This is a genomic window from Crateriforma spongiae (assembly GCF_012290005.1).
Taxonomy (GTDB): domain Bacteria; phylum Planctomycetota; class Planctomycetia; order Pirellulales; family Pirellulaceae; genus Crateriforma; species Crateriforma spongiae.
Genome location: NZ_JAAXMS010000005.1, coordinates 396665 through 413266, shown reverse-complemented (window position 1 = coordinate 413266; position 16602 = coordinate 396665). Strand labels below are relative to the sequence as shown.

General features: G+C 58.7%; 10 protein-coding genes and 1 tRNA gene. 7 read left to right on the top strand and 4 right to left on the bottom strand.

What is annotated here, in order from left to right; all coding sequences use genetic code 11:
* Nucleotides 1-206 precede the first annotated feature (206 nt).
* The 5 genes from HFP54_RS15580 (at nucleotide 207) to HFP54_RS15560 (ending at nucleotide 7848) form a co-directional block, all read left to right on the top strand.
* Complete coding sequence (locus tag HFP54_RS15580; protein ID WP_168565827.1) at nucleotides 207-776, top strand: rhodanese-like domain-containing protein; 570 nt, start codon at nucleotides 207-209, stop codon at nucleotides 774-776.
* A 229-nt stretch (nucleotides 777-1005) separates the two neighbouring features.
* Nucleotides 1006-2553 carry a sulfatase family protein gene (locus HFP54_RS15575; protein WP_168565826.1) on the top strand — a complete coding sequence of 516 codons (1548 nt, stop codon included), beginning with the start codon at nucleotides 1006-1008 and terminating at the stop codon, nucleotides 2551-2553.
* Nucleotides 2554-2963: 410 nt separating this feature from the next.
* Nucleotides 2964-3614 carry a sigma-70 family RNA polymerase sigma factor gene (locus HFP54_RS15570; protein ID WP_145299087.1) on the top strand — a complete coding sequence of 217 codons (651 nt, stop codon included), beginning with the start codon at nucleotides 2964-2966 and terminating at the stop codon, nucleotides 3612-3614.
* Between the two features lie 95 nt (nucleotides 3615-3709).
* Complete coding sequence (locus HFP54_RS15565) at nucleotides 3710-6361, top strand: serine/threonine-protein kinase (RefSeq protein WP_168565825.1); 2652 nt, start codon at nucleotides 3710-3712, stop codon at nucleotides 6359-6361.
* Nucleotides 6358-7848 carry a hypothetical protein gene (locus tag HFP54_RS15560; protein WP_168565824.1) on the top strand — a complete coding sequence of 497 codons (1491 nt, stop codon included), beginning with the start codon at nucleotides 6358-6360 and terminating at the stop codon, nucleotides 7846-7848. The genes HFP54_RS15565 and HFP54_RS15560 overlap by 4 nt, the downstream gene beginning before the upstream one ends.
* A gap of 65 nt (nucleotides 7849-7913) precedes the next feature.
* On the opposite strand, the gene HFP54_RS15555 is transcribed toward HFP54_RS15560, so the two are convergent.
* The 4 genes from HFP54_RS15555 to HFP54_RS15540 all read right to left on the bottom strand — a co-directional run bounded on the left by HFP54_RS15555 (nucleotide 7914) and on the right by HFP54_RS15540 (nucleotide 15519).
* Entirely contained in the window at nucleotides 7914-9824 is a 1911-nt protein-coding gene (locus HFP54_RS15555) for an alpha-amylase family glycosyl hydrolase (RefSeq protein ID WP_235951865.1), read from the bottom strand.
* 61 nt (nucleotides 9825-9885) lie between these two features.
* Nucleotides 9886-12063, bottom strand: a complete 2178-nt coding sequence (locus HFP54_RS15550) for an HAD-IIB family hydrolase (RefSeq protein WP_168565822.1) — start codon at nucleotides 12061-12063, stop codon at nucleotides 9886-9888.
* Nucleotides 12064-12586: 523 nt separating this feature from the next.
* Nucleotides 12587-14551, bottom strand: a complete 1965-nt coding sequence (locus HFP54_RS15545; RefSeq protein WP_235951863.1) for a hypothetical protein — start codon at nucleotides 14549-14551, stop codon at nucleotides 12587-12589.
* A gap of 32 nt (nucleotides 14552-14583) precedes the next feature.
* On the bottom strand, nucleotides 14584-15519 hold the full coding sequence (locus tag HFP54_RS15540; RefSeq protein WP_168565820.1) for an SgcJ/EcaC family oxidoreductase: 936 nt from the start codon (nucleotides 15517-15519) through the stop codon (nucleotides 14584-14586).
* A gap of 635 nt (nucleotides 15520-16154) precedes the next feature.
* Between HFP54_RS15540 and HFP54_RS15535 the strand changes: the two genes are divergently transcribed.
* A tRNA-Pro gene (locus tag HFP54_RS15535) sits at nucleotides 16155-16228 on the top strand.
* A 138-nt stretch (nucleotides 16229-16366) separates the two neighbouring features.
* Nucleotides 16367-16513: a hypothetical protein gene (locus HFP54_RS15530; RefSeq protein ID WP_168565653.1), complete on the top strand. Its 147-nt coding sequence runs from the start codon at nucleotides 16367-16369 to the stop codon at nucleotides 16511-16513.
* The last annotated feature ends 89 nt before the right edge of the window (nucleotides 16514-16602 follow it).

Sequence of the window (16602 nt, the reverse complement as noted above, 5' to 3'; positions counted from 1 at the left end):
GGTGTTTGGATAGCAATTTGTTCATGAAAGTTCCCTACGATCGCTGCGATCGGCCCCAAAACGACCGAAAGATCGGTTCGATCACATCGGTTATGCTGTGGTGTCGCGTTTCAGGTCCCAATGGACATCAACCCTTGGACACCTGTGGTCATCCGTCTCGATCGCGGACGACACTCCGGCGTCCTTTTCCCGGTCGATCCGCTTCCTTGTTTCCCTCGTCTCAACTGTTCATGAAATACGCGTTCATCGTTGCCTGCGTGGCGTCGGCCTGCGTAGCGTCGGTCTTCACCTTCGGTTCGGTTTCCCCCGCCCACGCACAGTTGGGCGGTCTGCTGGCCCGACGCGTCGATGTGCCCGAAATCAGCGTGGCCCAAGTCCGCAAGATGCAGCTGGAGCACCAGAAACAGGTCGACAGTGCCAAGAAACAGGAAATGCCAACACCGGATCCCGCGTTTGTTTTGGTGGATGCCCGCAGCCCCGAAGAAACCGAGGTGTCGGTGATCCCCGGTGCGATCACCGTCAAACAGTTCGAAGCCCAGCAGCAAAAGTTTGCCGGCACGACCGTGATCGCTTACTGCACGTCCGGTTACCGCAGCGATCGATACGCCGCAAAGCTGATCGACAAAGGCATCAAAGCGAAGAACATGAAGGCCAGTATCCTGGGCTGGTGTGCCGCCAAGTTGCCGCTGGAAACGCTGGAACGGAAACCGACCAATCGCGTTCACACGTACAGTTCGCAAAACACGGTCCCGAAGATCTACGAAGCGGTCCACTGAAAAAACGCTCCTCCGGGATCGACTTCGCTTCGGATCAACCCGCGTTGTAACATCCCGCATCGGGCCACCCGCTTCGCCGCGGCGATACTCCGTCCATCGCAGTCATTCTTTGCCGCATCGACCGGTCAAAAACTCTGGCCACCCTGTCGTCCGGACCGTCATTGTTGCGCCGATTTTCGGCTAAATTGTGGGCTCTCTCCCAACGTCCCACCTTTCACGGTCCACATCGATGACAACGACGATACACCATGCGCCACGTTCCCCTTGGGGACGCTGCGAAATTCTATTGGTCTGCGGCTTGATCGCCGCCGCAATTCTGCGCGGCCCTGCACTACAAGCCGAAGATCACTCGGCCCCCCAGCGCCCCAACGTCCTGTTCATCTTGACCGATGACCAGCGTTACAACGCGCTTTCCTGCATGGGACATCCCCATCTGAAAACGCCCCACATCGATCGCTTGGCCGGCGAAGGCTTGTTGTTCAAAAACCATTTCTGCACGACCAGTCTCTGTTCACCCAGCCGCGCTTCGATCCTTAGCGGGTTGTACGCCCACACGCATGGCGTTTCGAACAACTTCACCGAATATCCGACCGACATGGTCAGCTTTCCGATGCGATTGCAACAGGAAGGTTACGAAACCGCCTATGTCGGCAAGTGGCACATGGGCGAAAAGAACGATAACCCTCGCCCCGGCTTTGATCACTTTGTCACTCACAAAGGCCAAGGCCAATACTTCGACACGACGTTCAACTTCAACGGCAACGACCGACGCGTTGTCCCCGGGTATTACACCCACGTGGTCACTGAAATGGCGACCGATTGGATCGGAAAACGTGACGGCGACCAACCGTGGATGCTGATGCTGGGCCACAAAGCGCCGCACAGTTTTTACTATCCCGAACCTAAGTACGAAGACGCTTTTGACAGCGTCGATGTCCAGTACCCGCGGACGGCATTCATGCTGGACGACAAACCGGCGTGGTTCAAAAAACGTTTGGACACATGGCACGGCATCTACGGTCCGCTGTTCGACTGGCGAAAAGACTTTCCTGATCGTAGCCCCGAAGCGGTGGAAGACTTTGCCAACATGGTCCGCGCCTATTGGGGCACCCTGTTGTCGGTCGATGACAGCGTCGGCGTGATCTATGACTTCTTGAAAGATCGCGGCGAGCTGGACAACACACTGATCATCTACACCTCCGACAACGGTCTGTTGGAAGGCGAACACGGCATGGTCGACAAGCGGACCGGACATGAACCGTCGATTCGCATCCCATTGGTGGTTCGATATCCCGGTTTGACGCCGACCGACCAGCCGCAGGTTGTCGAACAACTGGTGTCCACCATCGATTTCGCGCCGACGATCTTGGATGTGTGCAACGCCAAACCTCTGGATCACGTGCACGGTCAAAGCTGGAAACAGCTCGCACAAGGCAATGATTCGGATTGGCGTGACAGCTATTATTACGAATACAACTACGAACACCAGTTTCCCTACACGCCCAATGTGCGTGCACTGCGCACCGATCGCTGGAAATACATTCGTTACCCGCATGGCGACGGCACCCCCGATCGACACATGGCCGAACTGTATGACTTGCGGGAGGATCCGGAGGAATCGGTGAACCTGATCAATGACCCCGCACATGCCGACACCGTGGCCAAATTGCGTGCGGAATTGGACCGGCTGATCAAGCTGCACAGCGACGGCAAACCCGATTCGATGCCGATCGACCAGGGAATCCAATCAGGATTGCCCGAAGAATCGATTCGTTGATGGATCGTCGGTGATGCGTTCGACCCTCTCCCAATCGGGAGAGCCGGCGTTTGCGGAATGAATCTCGGGAAGGGCAGGGGCGGTGCGTTACTTTCGCGGGGCGATAGGCGACTTCGGTTTGCCGTGTCACTCTTCCGCATGACAACAGCTTCGGGGGGAAAGCGAATGGCGAATCGGCCACTCGCCCCCCACTGCACCGCTCATTTCGCAACTTTTTGGGCGAAAGTGTCCCTCGAGTGTCACAAATTTTCGCCCGAATCGGCCCTACAAGAGAAGCACTGGGTTTTCCGGGGCGGCCAGACGCTGCCGTGCGATCATTCGGATGACTTTCAGGTTCCGGTGGGCGTAGGATGCGTTCCGGGCCGGCCCGATCGTCTTCTCCTCCTTCTCTGCCAACGGTCACCGACACCATGCCGACGCTTTCGCCCGACGAATCGTCCGACACCGCCGTTTCGGTTCCCCAGCTGATCGGCCGCGTTCGTCGCGGCGACGCGGATTCGCTGGGTGCCCTGCTGCAATTGTATCGCGGCTATCTAAGCGTCCTGGCGGCCACCCGATTGGATCAGCGATTGCGTCCCCGACTCAATCCGTCGGACCTGGTGCAAGAAACCATGCTGGCCGCCCATCGCGATTTCCCCAGCTTTCGCGGAAACAGCGAAGGCGAATGGCTGACTTGGCTACGTCAAATCCTTTGCAACTGTGTCAGCCACGCCGTCGAAGCCCACGTGCTGGCACAAAAACGAGACGTCCGCCGAGAAGTTCGCTTGGATCCCCAGATCGACGTCAGCGGTGACGGTCCGATCGGGCTGATCAACGTTCTGGCCGCCGCCGGCGATACCCCCAGCCGCGACGCTGGCCGCAAAGAGATCGCGCTGCGGCTGACCCAGCAACTGGACCGGCTGAAACCCGATTATCGCCAAGTCATCGTGTACCGAAACTTGGAAGGGCTGTCGTTCGACGACATCGCACAGCGGATGGGCCGCAAACCGGGCACCGTCCGGATGCTGTGGGTCCGTGCGATCGAACGATTCAAAACCGTTTGTGATTCACCAGCGTTTTGACCGCCGATGCCGTTTCCGCCCTCGCGGTCTCTGGACGAATTCGGCGTCGCCGCTAAATCAAATCAACGACTTGTCACCCCCACGACGAAGGCTTGATGATCGAATCCATTCCCCCCAAATCGTCGCCGCGCTCGTCTTCATCGCAATCGCTGGGCGACGAGCCGACCGGGTCACGTTCGCCCAACGGTGAATCGGTCGCCGCGCAGTCCATCGATTCGTCCCGGCCGGAATCGCGGATCCCGCCGGACTCGGCATCGGTGCACCCCGGCGACGCGTTGGACGGATTGAACGAAGACCAACAGCACCGCTTGTCGTTGTTGCTGGAACAGTATTTGTCGGCAATCGAGTCGGGGAAATCCGTGGACACGCGGACGATGGCAGCCGATGACCCCGCCCTACTGGCTCCGCTGCAACGATGTGTCGACGGATTGAAACATCTTCAACAGTGCTTGGTCGGATCCGACAGCCATTTGTCTGATCTGGCCGCCCCCAGCCACTTGGACGACTTTCGTCTGATCCGACCGATCGGCCGTGGCGGTATGGGCATCGTTTATGAAGCGTTGCAGGAATCATTGAACCGGGTGGTGGCCGTCAAACTGTTGCCGTGGACATCGACGCTGGATGAAAAGCGATTACGCCGCTTCCAGAATGAGGCCGAAGCCGCGGGACAATTGCAACACCCCAATATCGTTCCGGTCTACGCCGTCGGATGCCAGCGAGGCATCCATTACTACGCCATGCCGCTGATCGACGGACCGTCGGTGGAAGAACGAATCGGCGATCGATCAATCAATCCCGACTGGCGCTGGAACGTCAGCGCGGTCGCCGATATCGCCGACGCACTGCAGTCCGCTCATCAATGTGGCGTGGTGCATCGGGACGTCAAACCGTCGAACCTGATCATCGATTCGCGTCAAAAACTTTGGATCACCGACTTTGGCCTGGCCCGGTACGCGACCAACCCGTCTTTGACCCAAACCGGCGACATCGTCGGTACGGCCAAGTACATGAGCCCGGAACAGGCGTGTGGCATGACCGCACTGGTCGACGGACGCAGCGATATTTTTTCGCTGGCCGCGACGCTGTATGAAATGCTGACCGGCGAAGACATCCACCAAGGGATCTCGCCGACGTCACGATGGACCGCCACCGACGCCAAGCCGATCGATTCGGTCCGTCGCCGACGTCCGGAATTGCCACGCGACTTGGACACCGTTTTACAGAAAGCCATGTCGGTCCAGCGTGACCAGCGTTATGACACGGCGGGCGACTTTGCCGATGACCTGCGACGCGTCGTGGCGGGCCAACCGACCAACGCTCGCCCGCCGTCAGTGGGCGACAAGATGATTCGCGTGGCGTCCCGGCACCGGCGTGCCTTCGTCGGATCCATCGCCGCCGCCTGCTTGATCTTCATCGCCATGGCCGCCGGCATTGCCATCATCACGACCCAAAAACAGATCGCCGAAGACCATCGACGCCGGTCCAATCGTTTCGAAAATCTGTCCCGCATCGCCGTCGACAGCCTGGGAACACAGATGGCCGACATGCTGGCGGATGTCCCCGAAGCCTCCGGTGCAAGGCGCCGTTTGCTGGATCAAACCATCAATTACTATCGACGGTTTGTGGCCGAAGCCCAACGTGATTCTTTACGCCAAAGCGACTTGGCGGAAACCCAAGCCAAGATCGGCCGCTTTCAAATGGAACTCGGGCGTCCCGAACTTGCCGCCGAAGACTTTCGTCACGCCTGCGACACCTACACGGCTTTGGTCCGGCAAGATCCGGCTGACATTCGCACACGTTTGCAATGGTCGGTCTGCCAAAACAACTTGGCCGAATCCCTGGCCCAACTGGGGCACACCGCCCAAGCGGCCCGCTGCTTCACCGACGCGATCGAAAACCAACAATCCGTGATCGAATCGGCCGTCGCCGACACCGACGGTTTGCAAAGGGCAGCTCGGCGGCACCAAGCTCGAACGTGGAACAACCTAGGTTGTCTGCTGGCACGACAAAACCGAATCACCGAAGCCCGACGTGCTTTTCAAATGGCCATCGACGGTGTCGTGGATGATCCCGAATCATTGACGGCAAGCACGCCAAAGTCCGGTTCGCCATCCACCGCAGCCGATCTGCGTGCATCGATACGCTGTAATTTGGGACGTGTGTTGCTGGAAACCGATCCCGCCCAAGCACACACTCACTTGGCGGCGGCGACATCCCATTACGCCGATCAATCCAAAGCCAACCCGGGTGATCGCAATCTGGCTTACCAACACGCGGTCGCACTGGGCATGCTGGGATCGGCGTGTTCGCGGGCGGAACGACCGGTCGATGCGTACCGCCACTTCGTCCGGGCCCGCACGATGCTTCAGACGCTGGCACCGCACTTTGCCGACACCGACAGCGACGACCGTGAATTGGTCGCATGTTGGAACCAAAGCGGTGTGGTGTTGCAGGAAATCGGCCGCGATACCGAAGCCGCCGACGCGGTTCGCCAAGCGGTTCAGATCCAAACCGAACTTGCCAAACGGTCTCCTGATGACCCCGCGACGCAACATGAACTGGCACGATTACTGGTAAATTTGGGACTAATCCAAGCCAAAATTGGCCAGACCCGCGCGGCCCGCACCACGCTGACTCGCGCGGTGGACACCCAGAACGACGTCGTTCGATTGACAGGCAGCAGTGAAGATTCACAGGCTGACTTGGTGCGTTTCCGACGTTCGCTGCAGGAGGTTGCGTCACGATGAAGATGACCCGTTTGTCAAAATCGGCGTCCCGCCGACAACGCCCCTTGCGTGTGGAACGACTGGAACGTCGCGAACTGCTCGCAGCCTCCCTGAGCCCCGTTGAAAGCGGATTAGGTTTTATCGGCGCGTTATCCACACCGGATTCCGATTCGCAGCCTCGCCAGATTGCCCCGGCACAGGGCGGACAGCATCAGGCAACGCGTCTGAACCCCAGTCAAATCATCCACCAGCACAACGCTAGTTCACGCCAGCGTCCGCACGACCAAGACCGTGATTCCACGCGAACATCCGTTCGATCGTTCAGCTATTCGGTCCCCGTCGCGTTGTCTTTCGCCACACAGTCGGACACCTCGTCGGCCCGCGATCGTGCAGCCTCCACCCTCACACCGTCGTCCAATGTCCATTTGATCATCGACGTCGTGATCTTCCAAACCTTCGGTGACGGCCTTTCGAATTCCTCATCGACCGGGTCGTCCACGATCGACCTAGCATCCGGTGGTGTGAACTCGGGCATTTTGCGCGACAGCCAGGCACCATCGGAGCCGCTTTCACTGTTGTCACAAGCCGCCGCAAACAGCCGAAATGGCACCAGTAATCTCAGCCGCCAAGCGGAAGGGGAATCAACCGCCGCTTCGTCGCAACGCAATGTTGCACCGGAGTTCGAATCCTCGATCAACTCAGTTGCCAAAGATGGCGATCGCACCGTCGCGGAGGTGACCGATGACGCTGCCGCGGACGTGGATGCGACAGTCGATACCTTGATCGACATCGATGAAAGCCGGCAACTGCAGGATAGCGTTGACGATTCAGTTGACAACGCATCAAACGAATCGTCGTTTGACGACGGTTTGCCTCCGTCAACCGAATCCGACACGATCACATTGGTATCGCACCGGCTATCTTCGGACGCCGACCACACGGATCAGCAGATCGGTGCCATCGACGCCGTGATGCGCGGCCACGCATTGGCTTGGGATACCCTTTCGAATTCATCTCCTCAGCCGACGCGAGAATCCGCCACACAAACCTTCTTGCGAGGCGACGCCGACATCAGTGTTTCGCAGTCCGGCCATGAAACGTCCGACATTTGGGCGGTTGCCACCGACAACCCATGGCGTTTCCGTGATCCACCACCCGGTCGCCCGGTGGACACCGACATCCAGCCATCAAACCACAGCGGACTGGTCAGCCTGCTGACAACCCTGGGGCTGGCGGACGATCTGAGCGGCACACCTGGTGACGGTCAAAACGAAAAACTGGACGCCGTGATGCGTCGCTTCCAGTGGCTGATCCCACAAGACGCGGATCTGCCGGGACCGAACGAGGGTGCGGTCGCGCCCAGTTCACTGGATCTGGGTGCGGCGGCGATCATCGCGACCGCTTCGGTGACTTGGATCCATCGCCGCGGACATCAACCCGACAGCCGCACACAAACGAAACCGCCGATGGTTGCCAAGCATGATCCGGTCGGTCCCATGGTCGGCTGAGGACTCGATTTTCCCGGTTGCGACGGTCGCGTGCGGCAAAGGCAGGCTGAATAAGGGTTTCCGCGTCAAACGCGTTTCAACCACATCAGCTGATAACCGTCCAAGTGGATGTCGTGGCTGGTGCCGATGGTTTGACCGCTAATCGCGTCTTCAAAGAAACGTCCGATCCCCGCGGTCCGCAACAGATTGCCGCTGACGGTCTGCGGTTGCTCGGAAAAGTTCGCCAGTACGATCAACCGGTGACTGTCACAGTGCCTTACAAAGCTCAGCACATGCGTGTTGTTCACGTTGACCAGTTCCATCGCTTGTCCGGCCAATGCCCGCAACGATTTTCGGGCCGCAATCATGCGTTGCAATGACAGGAACACACGACGGCGAATGGAACCGCCCGATGCCTCCAAGCTATCGTCCAACTCCGCCAAGAATTCCCACTGCATCTTGGGTCGGTGAACCCATCGCGTGTCGCCAGCCTTGGCCGGGTCTTTGACGAATTCGTAATCGTTCAGCATCGCCCATTCTTCGCCCAGATAGATCAGCGGAATACCGCCGATGCTTAGCGTGATGCCTTGCAACAACAACATCCGCTTGATCGCCAGGTCCTTGCCCTCTTCGTCATCCTCTTCGATGGCTTTTTCCAAACCCGCCAACGAAGCCAAAGTTCCCGCAATTCGCATGTCGCCGGTGTCCAGGTTTTCCTGGAACGGAACGCCACGCGCAAAGGAACCTTCGAACTGTCCGGTATAGAACCGATTCAGGAATTGGCGGTGATCGTACGCATTGATACCGATCTGCGCCGCGTCGGCATCATCGAACGTCCAACCGATATCGTCGTGACACCGCAGATAATTCACCCAAGCCGTGTCGGAGGGCAAACGATGTCGGTGGCTTAGCGATTTGACCAACAAGCGACATTCGCGGGTCGCCAACGATTCCCACAACAACGCCATCAGCGTCGGGTTGTAAGAAATCTGGCACTCTTCGGGACTGATGTAACGCACCACATCATCCGGATGCACGATCGCTTCCGACTTGAACACCATTCCCGGCGTCGCGATCCTCGCCAGGCGATTGAACGCCTGGATCAGCTTGTGGGCCTTGGGCAGATTTTCACAACTGGTGCCCATTTCCTTCCAGATGAACGCCACCGCGTCCAAACGCAAAATGTCGACGCCGGTATCGGCAATGAAGAACATCTCCTCGGCCATCGCGCGGAACACGGCGGGATTGCCGTAGTTCAGGTCCCACTGAAAGCTATTGAAGGTCGTCCATACCCATTGCCGCATTCCGTCGTGCCACGTGAAGTTGCCGCGGCGGACCGTCGGAAAGATCTCGCGCAATGTCTGTTCGTACTGATCGGGCAGCGTGCGATCAGGGAAAATGTAATAGAACTGTTGATACTCTCGGTCGCCCGCCTGTGCCTGCTGTGCCCATTGGTGATCGTCGGAGGTGTGGTTGAAGACGAAATCCAAAACCAAGGTGATCCCGGCTTCACGCAGGGCATCGGCCAGCAACCTTAAATCATCAATCGTGCCCAGCCGCGGATCCACGCTGCGATAATTGCTGATCGCATAACCGCCGTCATTGTCACCGGGACGGACCGCGAACAAAGGCATCAGGTGCAGGTACGTCAGCCCCAGTTGCTTGAAATAGTCGATCGACTCCCGCAGCTTGCCAAGGTTTTCGCTAAACAGGTCGACATACAACGCTCCACCGACCACCTTTTGCGATGCGAACCAGTCCGGTTCCAACACACGATGACGGTCCAAGCGGCGCAGCGATTCCGGACGGTGGATCCAGGCATCCGCCGTGGTCAACAGGATTTGCTCAAGGTGATAGAAGAAGTCGTAGCGCGTGCCGTACAAATCGAACAACAACTCGAACAAGTCCGCCCAGTGTTCGTTCAAACGGACTTCGAACTCGTGACGCAGCGTTTCATCAACTTGGGCATCTTCCCAATGTTGCTGCAAACGCGGCATCAAGCGTTTCAGGGATAATTCCGCCTCAAATCTGACCCCGTCCGACGCGCCGGCTCGTCCATTAGTCGTTGCTCGGTGCTGGATCGATCCGATCATTAGGAATCACGATGTTGTCTAGAAACTGATAGTACCGAATGCCTTCCAAGATGCCCGCCGCGTGGCATGCCTCGGCAAAGTAGACCCGCGGTCGCTTGCGCAGCCGTTCCAGCTCGCTACTGTAGTTACCTACGACGACGCCTAAAGTACGGCCCAACAGCATTCCCGCGTCGTTGCCGGAATCTCCCGCAACCAGCACGTTATCGGGTGAAAAACCCCACTTCCAAAGCAAGTGCCGCATGGACAGATCGCTGCCGCCCCGCACGGGGATGATGTCCAGGTACATCCCCAGCGACAAAACAACCTTAGCACGCACCCCGGATTCGCGAAGCAGCTTTTTGATTTCCGTGGTGCTCGGAGCGACTTTGGCGTCGATTTCGTAACTGATTTTGAACTGCGACTGGTGGCAATCTTCCTGCAGAAAGAATCCCGGCTGGTCATCCAGAACCCGATGAACCTCGTCCGGCTTCCACGCATAGCCGATCTGTTTTTGCCAACTGCGGTCCGGCGTCAACGACGTACCGTAGTGCAACTGTGTTCCGGAATCGGTGTCCAAAACGTCCGGTCGCGGCAATCCCAGTTGGTCAATCAGTTCCAACGCCGTGTCCAACCGGCGGCCGGTCGCGATCCCGAAACCGATATGGTCGTTGTCTCGGATCAGTTGCGCAAACTCCGCCAATGCCTCGTCGTCGCCGGTCAAAGTGTTATCCAGGTCCGTCACGATCAGCCGATCGAATTCCGGCAGTCGTTTCAACCGTGGTGCGGTCACCAACGTCGGGGCAGGGGAATCCTGCAGAATGTCATCCAGGTCACGAAGATAACGGTCCGCATGATTGGACCAGGAATAATGTTTGCGCGTCCCGTGAATGCCCGCTTTGGACCACGTTTCCCACTGGTCCGGTTCGGTCAATGCACGCAGCAACGCATGCTCGATCGCCTCATCGTCCATCGGATCGATCAACAAACCGTTGTCACAGTTGGCGATGATGTCGCGAGGCCCACCGTCGTTGGTCGCAACGATTGGAAGCCCCGTCGCACCGGCTTCCAACAAAGTCAAACCGAACGGTTCGGTCAGCGCGGGGTTGATGAAGACGCCTTTGGATCGTGTCGCCATCCGGTACAGATCGGGAACATCGTCCGGTTGATGCTGCTTCGGGTACGCCACACTGCCGTACAAGTCGTACTTGTCGATCAAGTACATGACGTCTTCCAACACGTGACGCTGGCCCTTGGGCAACGTCCGCATGTCATCGCGGGTGCCCATCACCATCACCAAGTTGGCCGCTTCGCGCAGCTGTTCGCTGTTGCCGTAAACCTCCACCAGCTTGGTCAAATTCTTACGTTCGTCCGGACGCGCCATCGCCAAAATCATGGGCTTCGACGGATCGGTCAGGAATCGATCAATCGACTTCAAGCCTTCGGGAACCGCGTAGTCAGAACCCGGCGGCGAAAACGAATCCAGATCCACCCCCGGCGGAATCACCTCCATCCGCGACGGCTGATAATGGTCATACAGCTCGTACTGATCTTGAACCTCTTGGTTCGTACTGGTCACCACCATCGCAGCGGTTTCCAGCGCAATCTCTTCCGCCTCGGTACGCAACACGAACTTGTACTTGCGTTCCAAAGTTTCTGGCGATGATTTGCCAAGCGATAGTCGTTGCTTCTTAACCCGTCCCAGCGAGTGCCCGGTGAAGATGTAGGGGACGTGAACCAGTCGAGCCAGTTGAGCACCGGCCAGGCCGGCATCGGCATAGTGCCCGTGAATGATGTCGGGCAAACCCGAACGTCGAAAGTGCGACAGCGTCTGATCGACGAACATTTCGATGTAAGGCCATAACGCCTCCTTTCGCAGATACCGCTTAGGACCAAACGGTATACGCACGATTTTGGCGTTCTCGCTGATCGGTTCCTCCAATTGGGCGTATTCGTCGTCGATGTTTGGATCGATGATTTGACGCGTCAGCAACTCGACTTCGCGAACACGCTCGTGGCGAGACAACTCTCGAGCCAGTTCCAGGACGTACTTGATTTGCCCGCCCGTATCGGCGTCTCGCCCCAACTCCGGATTCTTCGCACGAATCAGCCCGTGAAGGCTGATCAGGGTAATTTTCAGTGAACGTTCGGGATCCAAAAGGCTCATCGCCTGCATTCCTGCATGAGTTATTCCTGGCATCGGAACCGCGACCGGGGCATTCACCACGGATCGGCCGGCTCGATGCATCCATCGTCGACGTTCCGCTCCCGCCACCGCGATTCTGCTCACGGTTCGTCGTCAACGGCCTGTGGACTTGTTCTAGGCCAAGTGACCACGCATTCAAGGCGGGGAGTTGACAAACGCACAGGCATCGATCGTATCACAATGCTGCCGCGTCGTCGTTTGGTACGGTGTCTGCTGCGGAGTCGAATGCAAGCAACGTGCCATAACCGTCCGAAGATCCGGCAGAGCGGTGCACTGATCGAACTTCGACCAGAATGCGCGTAAAAAAACCGCCAAGCGGGGTGGGCTTGGCGGCTGAACAGTCAAACGGCCAGGCGAGCGACCGCGATGAAAATGCCGCTGCACGTGCACCGCGGCCTATGGCAAAGGTGTGCCCGTCATTGCTGCGGACACGTCCCATCCACGGCCCGCCACCGCAGCGACGGGCCTGGTGTCAACCATCGATCTATTCTTGGTCGGATTCGCCGCTGTCCTCCGCGGAATCGTTGCCTGAATCCTGGTCGGCATCGCCTTCGCCGTCCTCCGGTGCATCCATTCGTACCAGCATCCAAGGTTCGGACTTCTCCGTTCCATAGTGGACCAAGATCGGCACATCATCTTTGGTCAAGTTGTACAGCCCCGTTTCGACCACGATGTCTTCGCTCTCGCCGACACGGAAAGCCACACGCTGGGTTTCCTTGTCGACTTGGCCCTGAATCGTATCGGCCTGGTCGGTTTGGCTGTTGTACAACGTGCCGCTGATCACACCGTCCTTATTGACCGCCAATTGGACCACGCGACTGGGATCCACGTCATCGTCATCACTGCTGACGGCGAACGTCCCCAGCGGCATCCATTCGGCCTCTTCCGCCTGTTCTTCATCCTTGGGCGGTTCGACGGTGGCCAGCACGGCGGCGCTTTGAGCGTACTCGTCCGCGGTCGCCACTTGTTCGCCGTCGATGTAGACGTTGTTGTTCTGGTACGTGACGTTTCCGCCTTGACCATAGTCATAGTAAACCGGCTGGCTCCAGACCTGCGTCGGCGCGGACCAAGTGAACCAACTTGTGCACGCGGTAAAGGTCGGAACCGTCCACCAGTAATAGGTCGGGAAATATCGGAACCGATAGTGATAGTGCCATCCGCAGAAACCATGCGGGTGACGACGCCACCACGTCGGGCCAAAACAGTTCCGGAACCGGTGATAGTGCCAGTGACCACGCACGCCCACGCCCCATCGATTCCAGTAGGCAACACGATTGGGATGCCGACCATAGTAACCGTGCAGCCCACCGATCTGATTGCCCCAGCGGTTGTTGATCCGGTTGATCTGGTTGCGATCAATGTTGGCCCATGTCGGGCGGTTGTTGATCACGCTGTTACCGATATTGATGTCGCCAAAGTTGACGTCACCAAAGTTCGGTCGGTTGCCGATACCCGCACCGATTCCAGCGCCTATACCGGCGCCGATTCCTGCACCAACACCCGGCCGATTACCAATCCCGGGTCGGTCGCCAATGTTGGGTCTGTCACCGACATTGGGTCGATCAGCAAAGCCAGGCCGGTCGCCGATGTTCGGGCGGTCGCCGCCACCCGGTCGATCGGGCAAATTCGGACGTTCCGGGCGGTCACCGCCACCCGGACGATTCGGCAAATTGGGACGCTCCGGACGATCACCACCACCGGGTCGGTTCGGCAGACTGGGCAACGGTGCCGGCCGAATCGGCTTGTTGATCCCCAGAAAATCGCCAAGGTCCCCCGACGATGGACGGTCACCGACGCCAGGTCGACTGCCGCCGCCAGGTCGGCCGGGCAAATCAATGTTCGGCCGATCTCCGCCACCGGGCCGAGTCGATCCGCCGGGGCGATTCGGCAACGTGGGCCGGTCGGGTCGATTGCCCGATCCCGATCCGGGACGATTGGGCAGATCGATGTTGGGCCGATTGCCCGATCCAGGTCGGTTGCCGCTTCCACCGCCCAGGCTAGGCATGCTGGGCCGAGTCGACGGGCGCGATCCGGTCGACGGACGCGACGGCAAAGTCGTCGGGCGATCGATGGACGGTCGACTGGAAGGCAAATTCACGCCAGGGCGTGTCGACGGCCGGCTGACCGATGGACGACTGACCGACGGCATCCCGGTGGACGGACGATTGAACGACGGACGCGATCCCCCACCGCCCAAGCTGGGCATGCTGGGCCGCGAACTGGGCATGCTGGGGCGTGAGCTGGGCATGCTGGGACGCGACATTGGTCGTGACGCCGGCATGCTGGGCCGTGACATACCGCCACCGGCTCGCATTCCTCCGCCGCCCCGCATTCCTCCTCCTCCGCCGCCACCGCGGAATCCGCCACGTGCCATCACGTCATCGGCCTGCAACAACAAGGTCGCAGCAATCGCCAGTGCCACACGGGTCCAAGTCTGTTTTCGATTCATGTTCATTCTCCGGACATTACGTGGGGCGGGCGTCACTGATCCGATCCGTCATCAGCCGCGGAGGCTTCACCCGACTCGGCTTCCTCCGGTGCAGATCGGCGCAACGTCACCGAGACTCCGGCGGGCTGAGGTTCGCCCTCAATCTCGTGTCCGACCAACTCCATGGTCATCTCGTCGTCCGAAACAGCTTTCAAGACGAACGTGCCCGACGCCGCACGGCCATCGGCCAAGGTCTGTGTGGACTTGATCAACCACTTGCCATCAGCTTTCTGCCAGACGCTGTCACCGAAACTGCCGTCGGTGTTGAACGTCCATCCGCGAATCTCGCCGCTGCGAGGATCCCAGCCGATGACTTGCGTGCCACGACGAACCACGTTGCCTTCGCGAACAAAGTGGAACGTGCGGGTCACAAAATTGCCGCCGTCGGTGAATCGAAACTCGTTGATGATTTGACCACTATCGGATTCATCAACCCAACGTCCGATCAACTCGTTCAAATCGGCCAACGCTTCACCGGGCGACGCGGGAACCGCCGGTTGCGATTCTTCGATCGTGTCGATGACCCAATGCGTTTGTTGCTGGATCACCAAGGCGGAGAAATCCGTGACCTCTTCGGTCGGGTTGCCCGGGGCGCTGACACGCACCGATCCACTGACCCGAGCGATGTCGGGTTTGATGAAGCGGACACGATCAATCGATCCAAAGATCCGCGTGTTCGGATGCGTGCGAAACACTTGCCGCAGATCTTGAACGATCGCATCACGCCCGGTGATTCGTTCTCCCGTTGTTCGATCCACCAAAATGCCGTCGGCGGACCACAGTTCGGAAATTCGATCAATGTGATGATCGTTAAAGGCGGCCGCATAGTCGGCAATGACTTGCCGTACGGCCTGCTCGTCGGCGACCGAGAACGAAACGCACCCCAAATTCAGCACGACAAAGCTGGCAACTTTCAATAAGTTTCGCACGACGAAGCACTCCCAAGCGGCGAAGACGTGTTCCTCCGTCGGACGTGTGAAAACAACCAGCGTCGAATCGTGTCGCTGGATCGTTTTACGGCGCCCGCAAGCGGAACGACTGGCAATAGAACAGGGTTCAGTGGAAAAGCAGGTTAGGATTGGACGGCACCGTGAATCGTTCGATTCCCACGGCCCCCAGACGGCCGAGGCATCGCCCTGGTTGCCCCTGGCAGCCATGCGAAACACCCGTGGCATCCTTGCGGCAAGCTGACGGCATTGATCCGGTTCGTTTGGGTCCTACCCAGAATACGACTTGGCCGAAAACACACCCACGGGCGGAAGTGCCACGTCGCATCAGGATCGACTTTAGCAGGGCGACAAACGGTCGTCAGCGGATTCCGCCGACATCGAACGATTCTTCATCGGATTCTCCCCGGCGATTGTCGCACGATTCGACGTCGTCCGCGCGTCGGGGGATACCCCGAAAACGGTGCACGCCTGCTCACGGCGTCTCGTCCCGCACTCGGACGAACCGCAAAGACGGATCGATCCGCATCGGCCCCAAAAAAGCGGTCTCCGCCGGCCTGACAATGGGATGGTGGCCGATTGCCGCAGCGTGTATTATTCCCGCTCACACGCCACATCGGGGCGTAGCTCAGCCTGGCAGAGCGTCTGGTTTGGGACCAGAAGGTCGCACGTTCAAATCGTGTCGCCCCGACTTTCGCCACTTCGCGGAAAACATCGTAATTTCCCGGTCGGAACGCTCCTGTAAGCGTTACCAGCCTGACGGCTGAGCGACCCATTCCCGTGTCATTCTTGATATTTCGATATCAAGAACGTATTGGAAGGGTGACTCATGCCACGTCCAAAGGCCGACCAGCCCGGCTATCGGTATCACATCAGCGGGCAAGCCGTCGTTACGTTCTGCGGCAAGAACTTCTATCTGGGTGATCCGTTCTTGACGACCAACCGCCATCCTTGTTGGTCGGTGCGATGGGCATGATGGGCGATGAAGTCGCCGACTTCGGCATTGCTGGCTGACTGGAGCATGCGTCTGGCCCCCCTCACGAACGATTTCGTCCAGTGCACTTT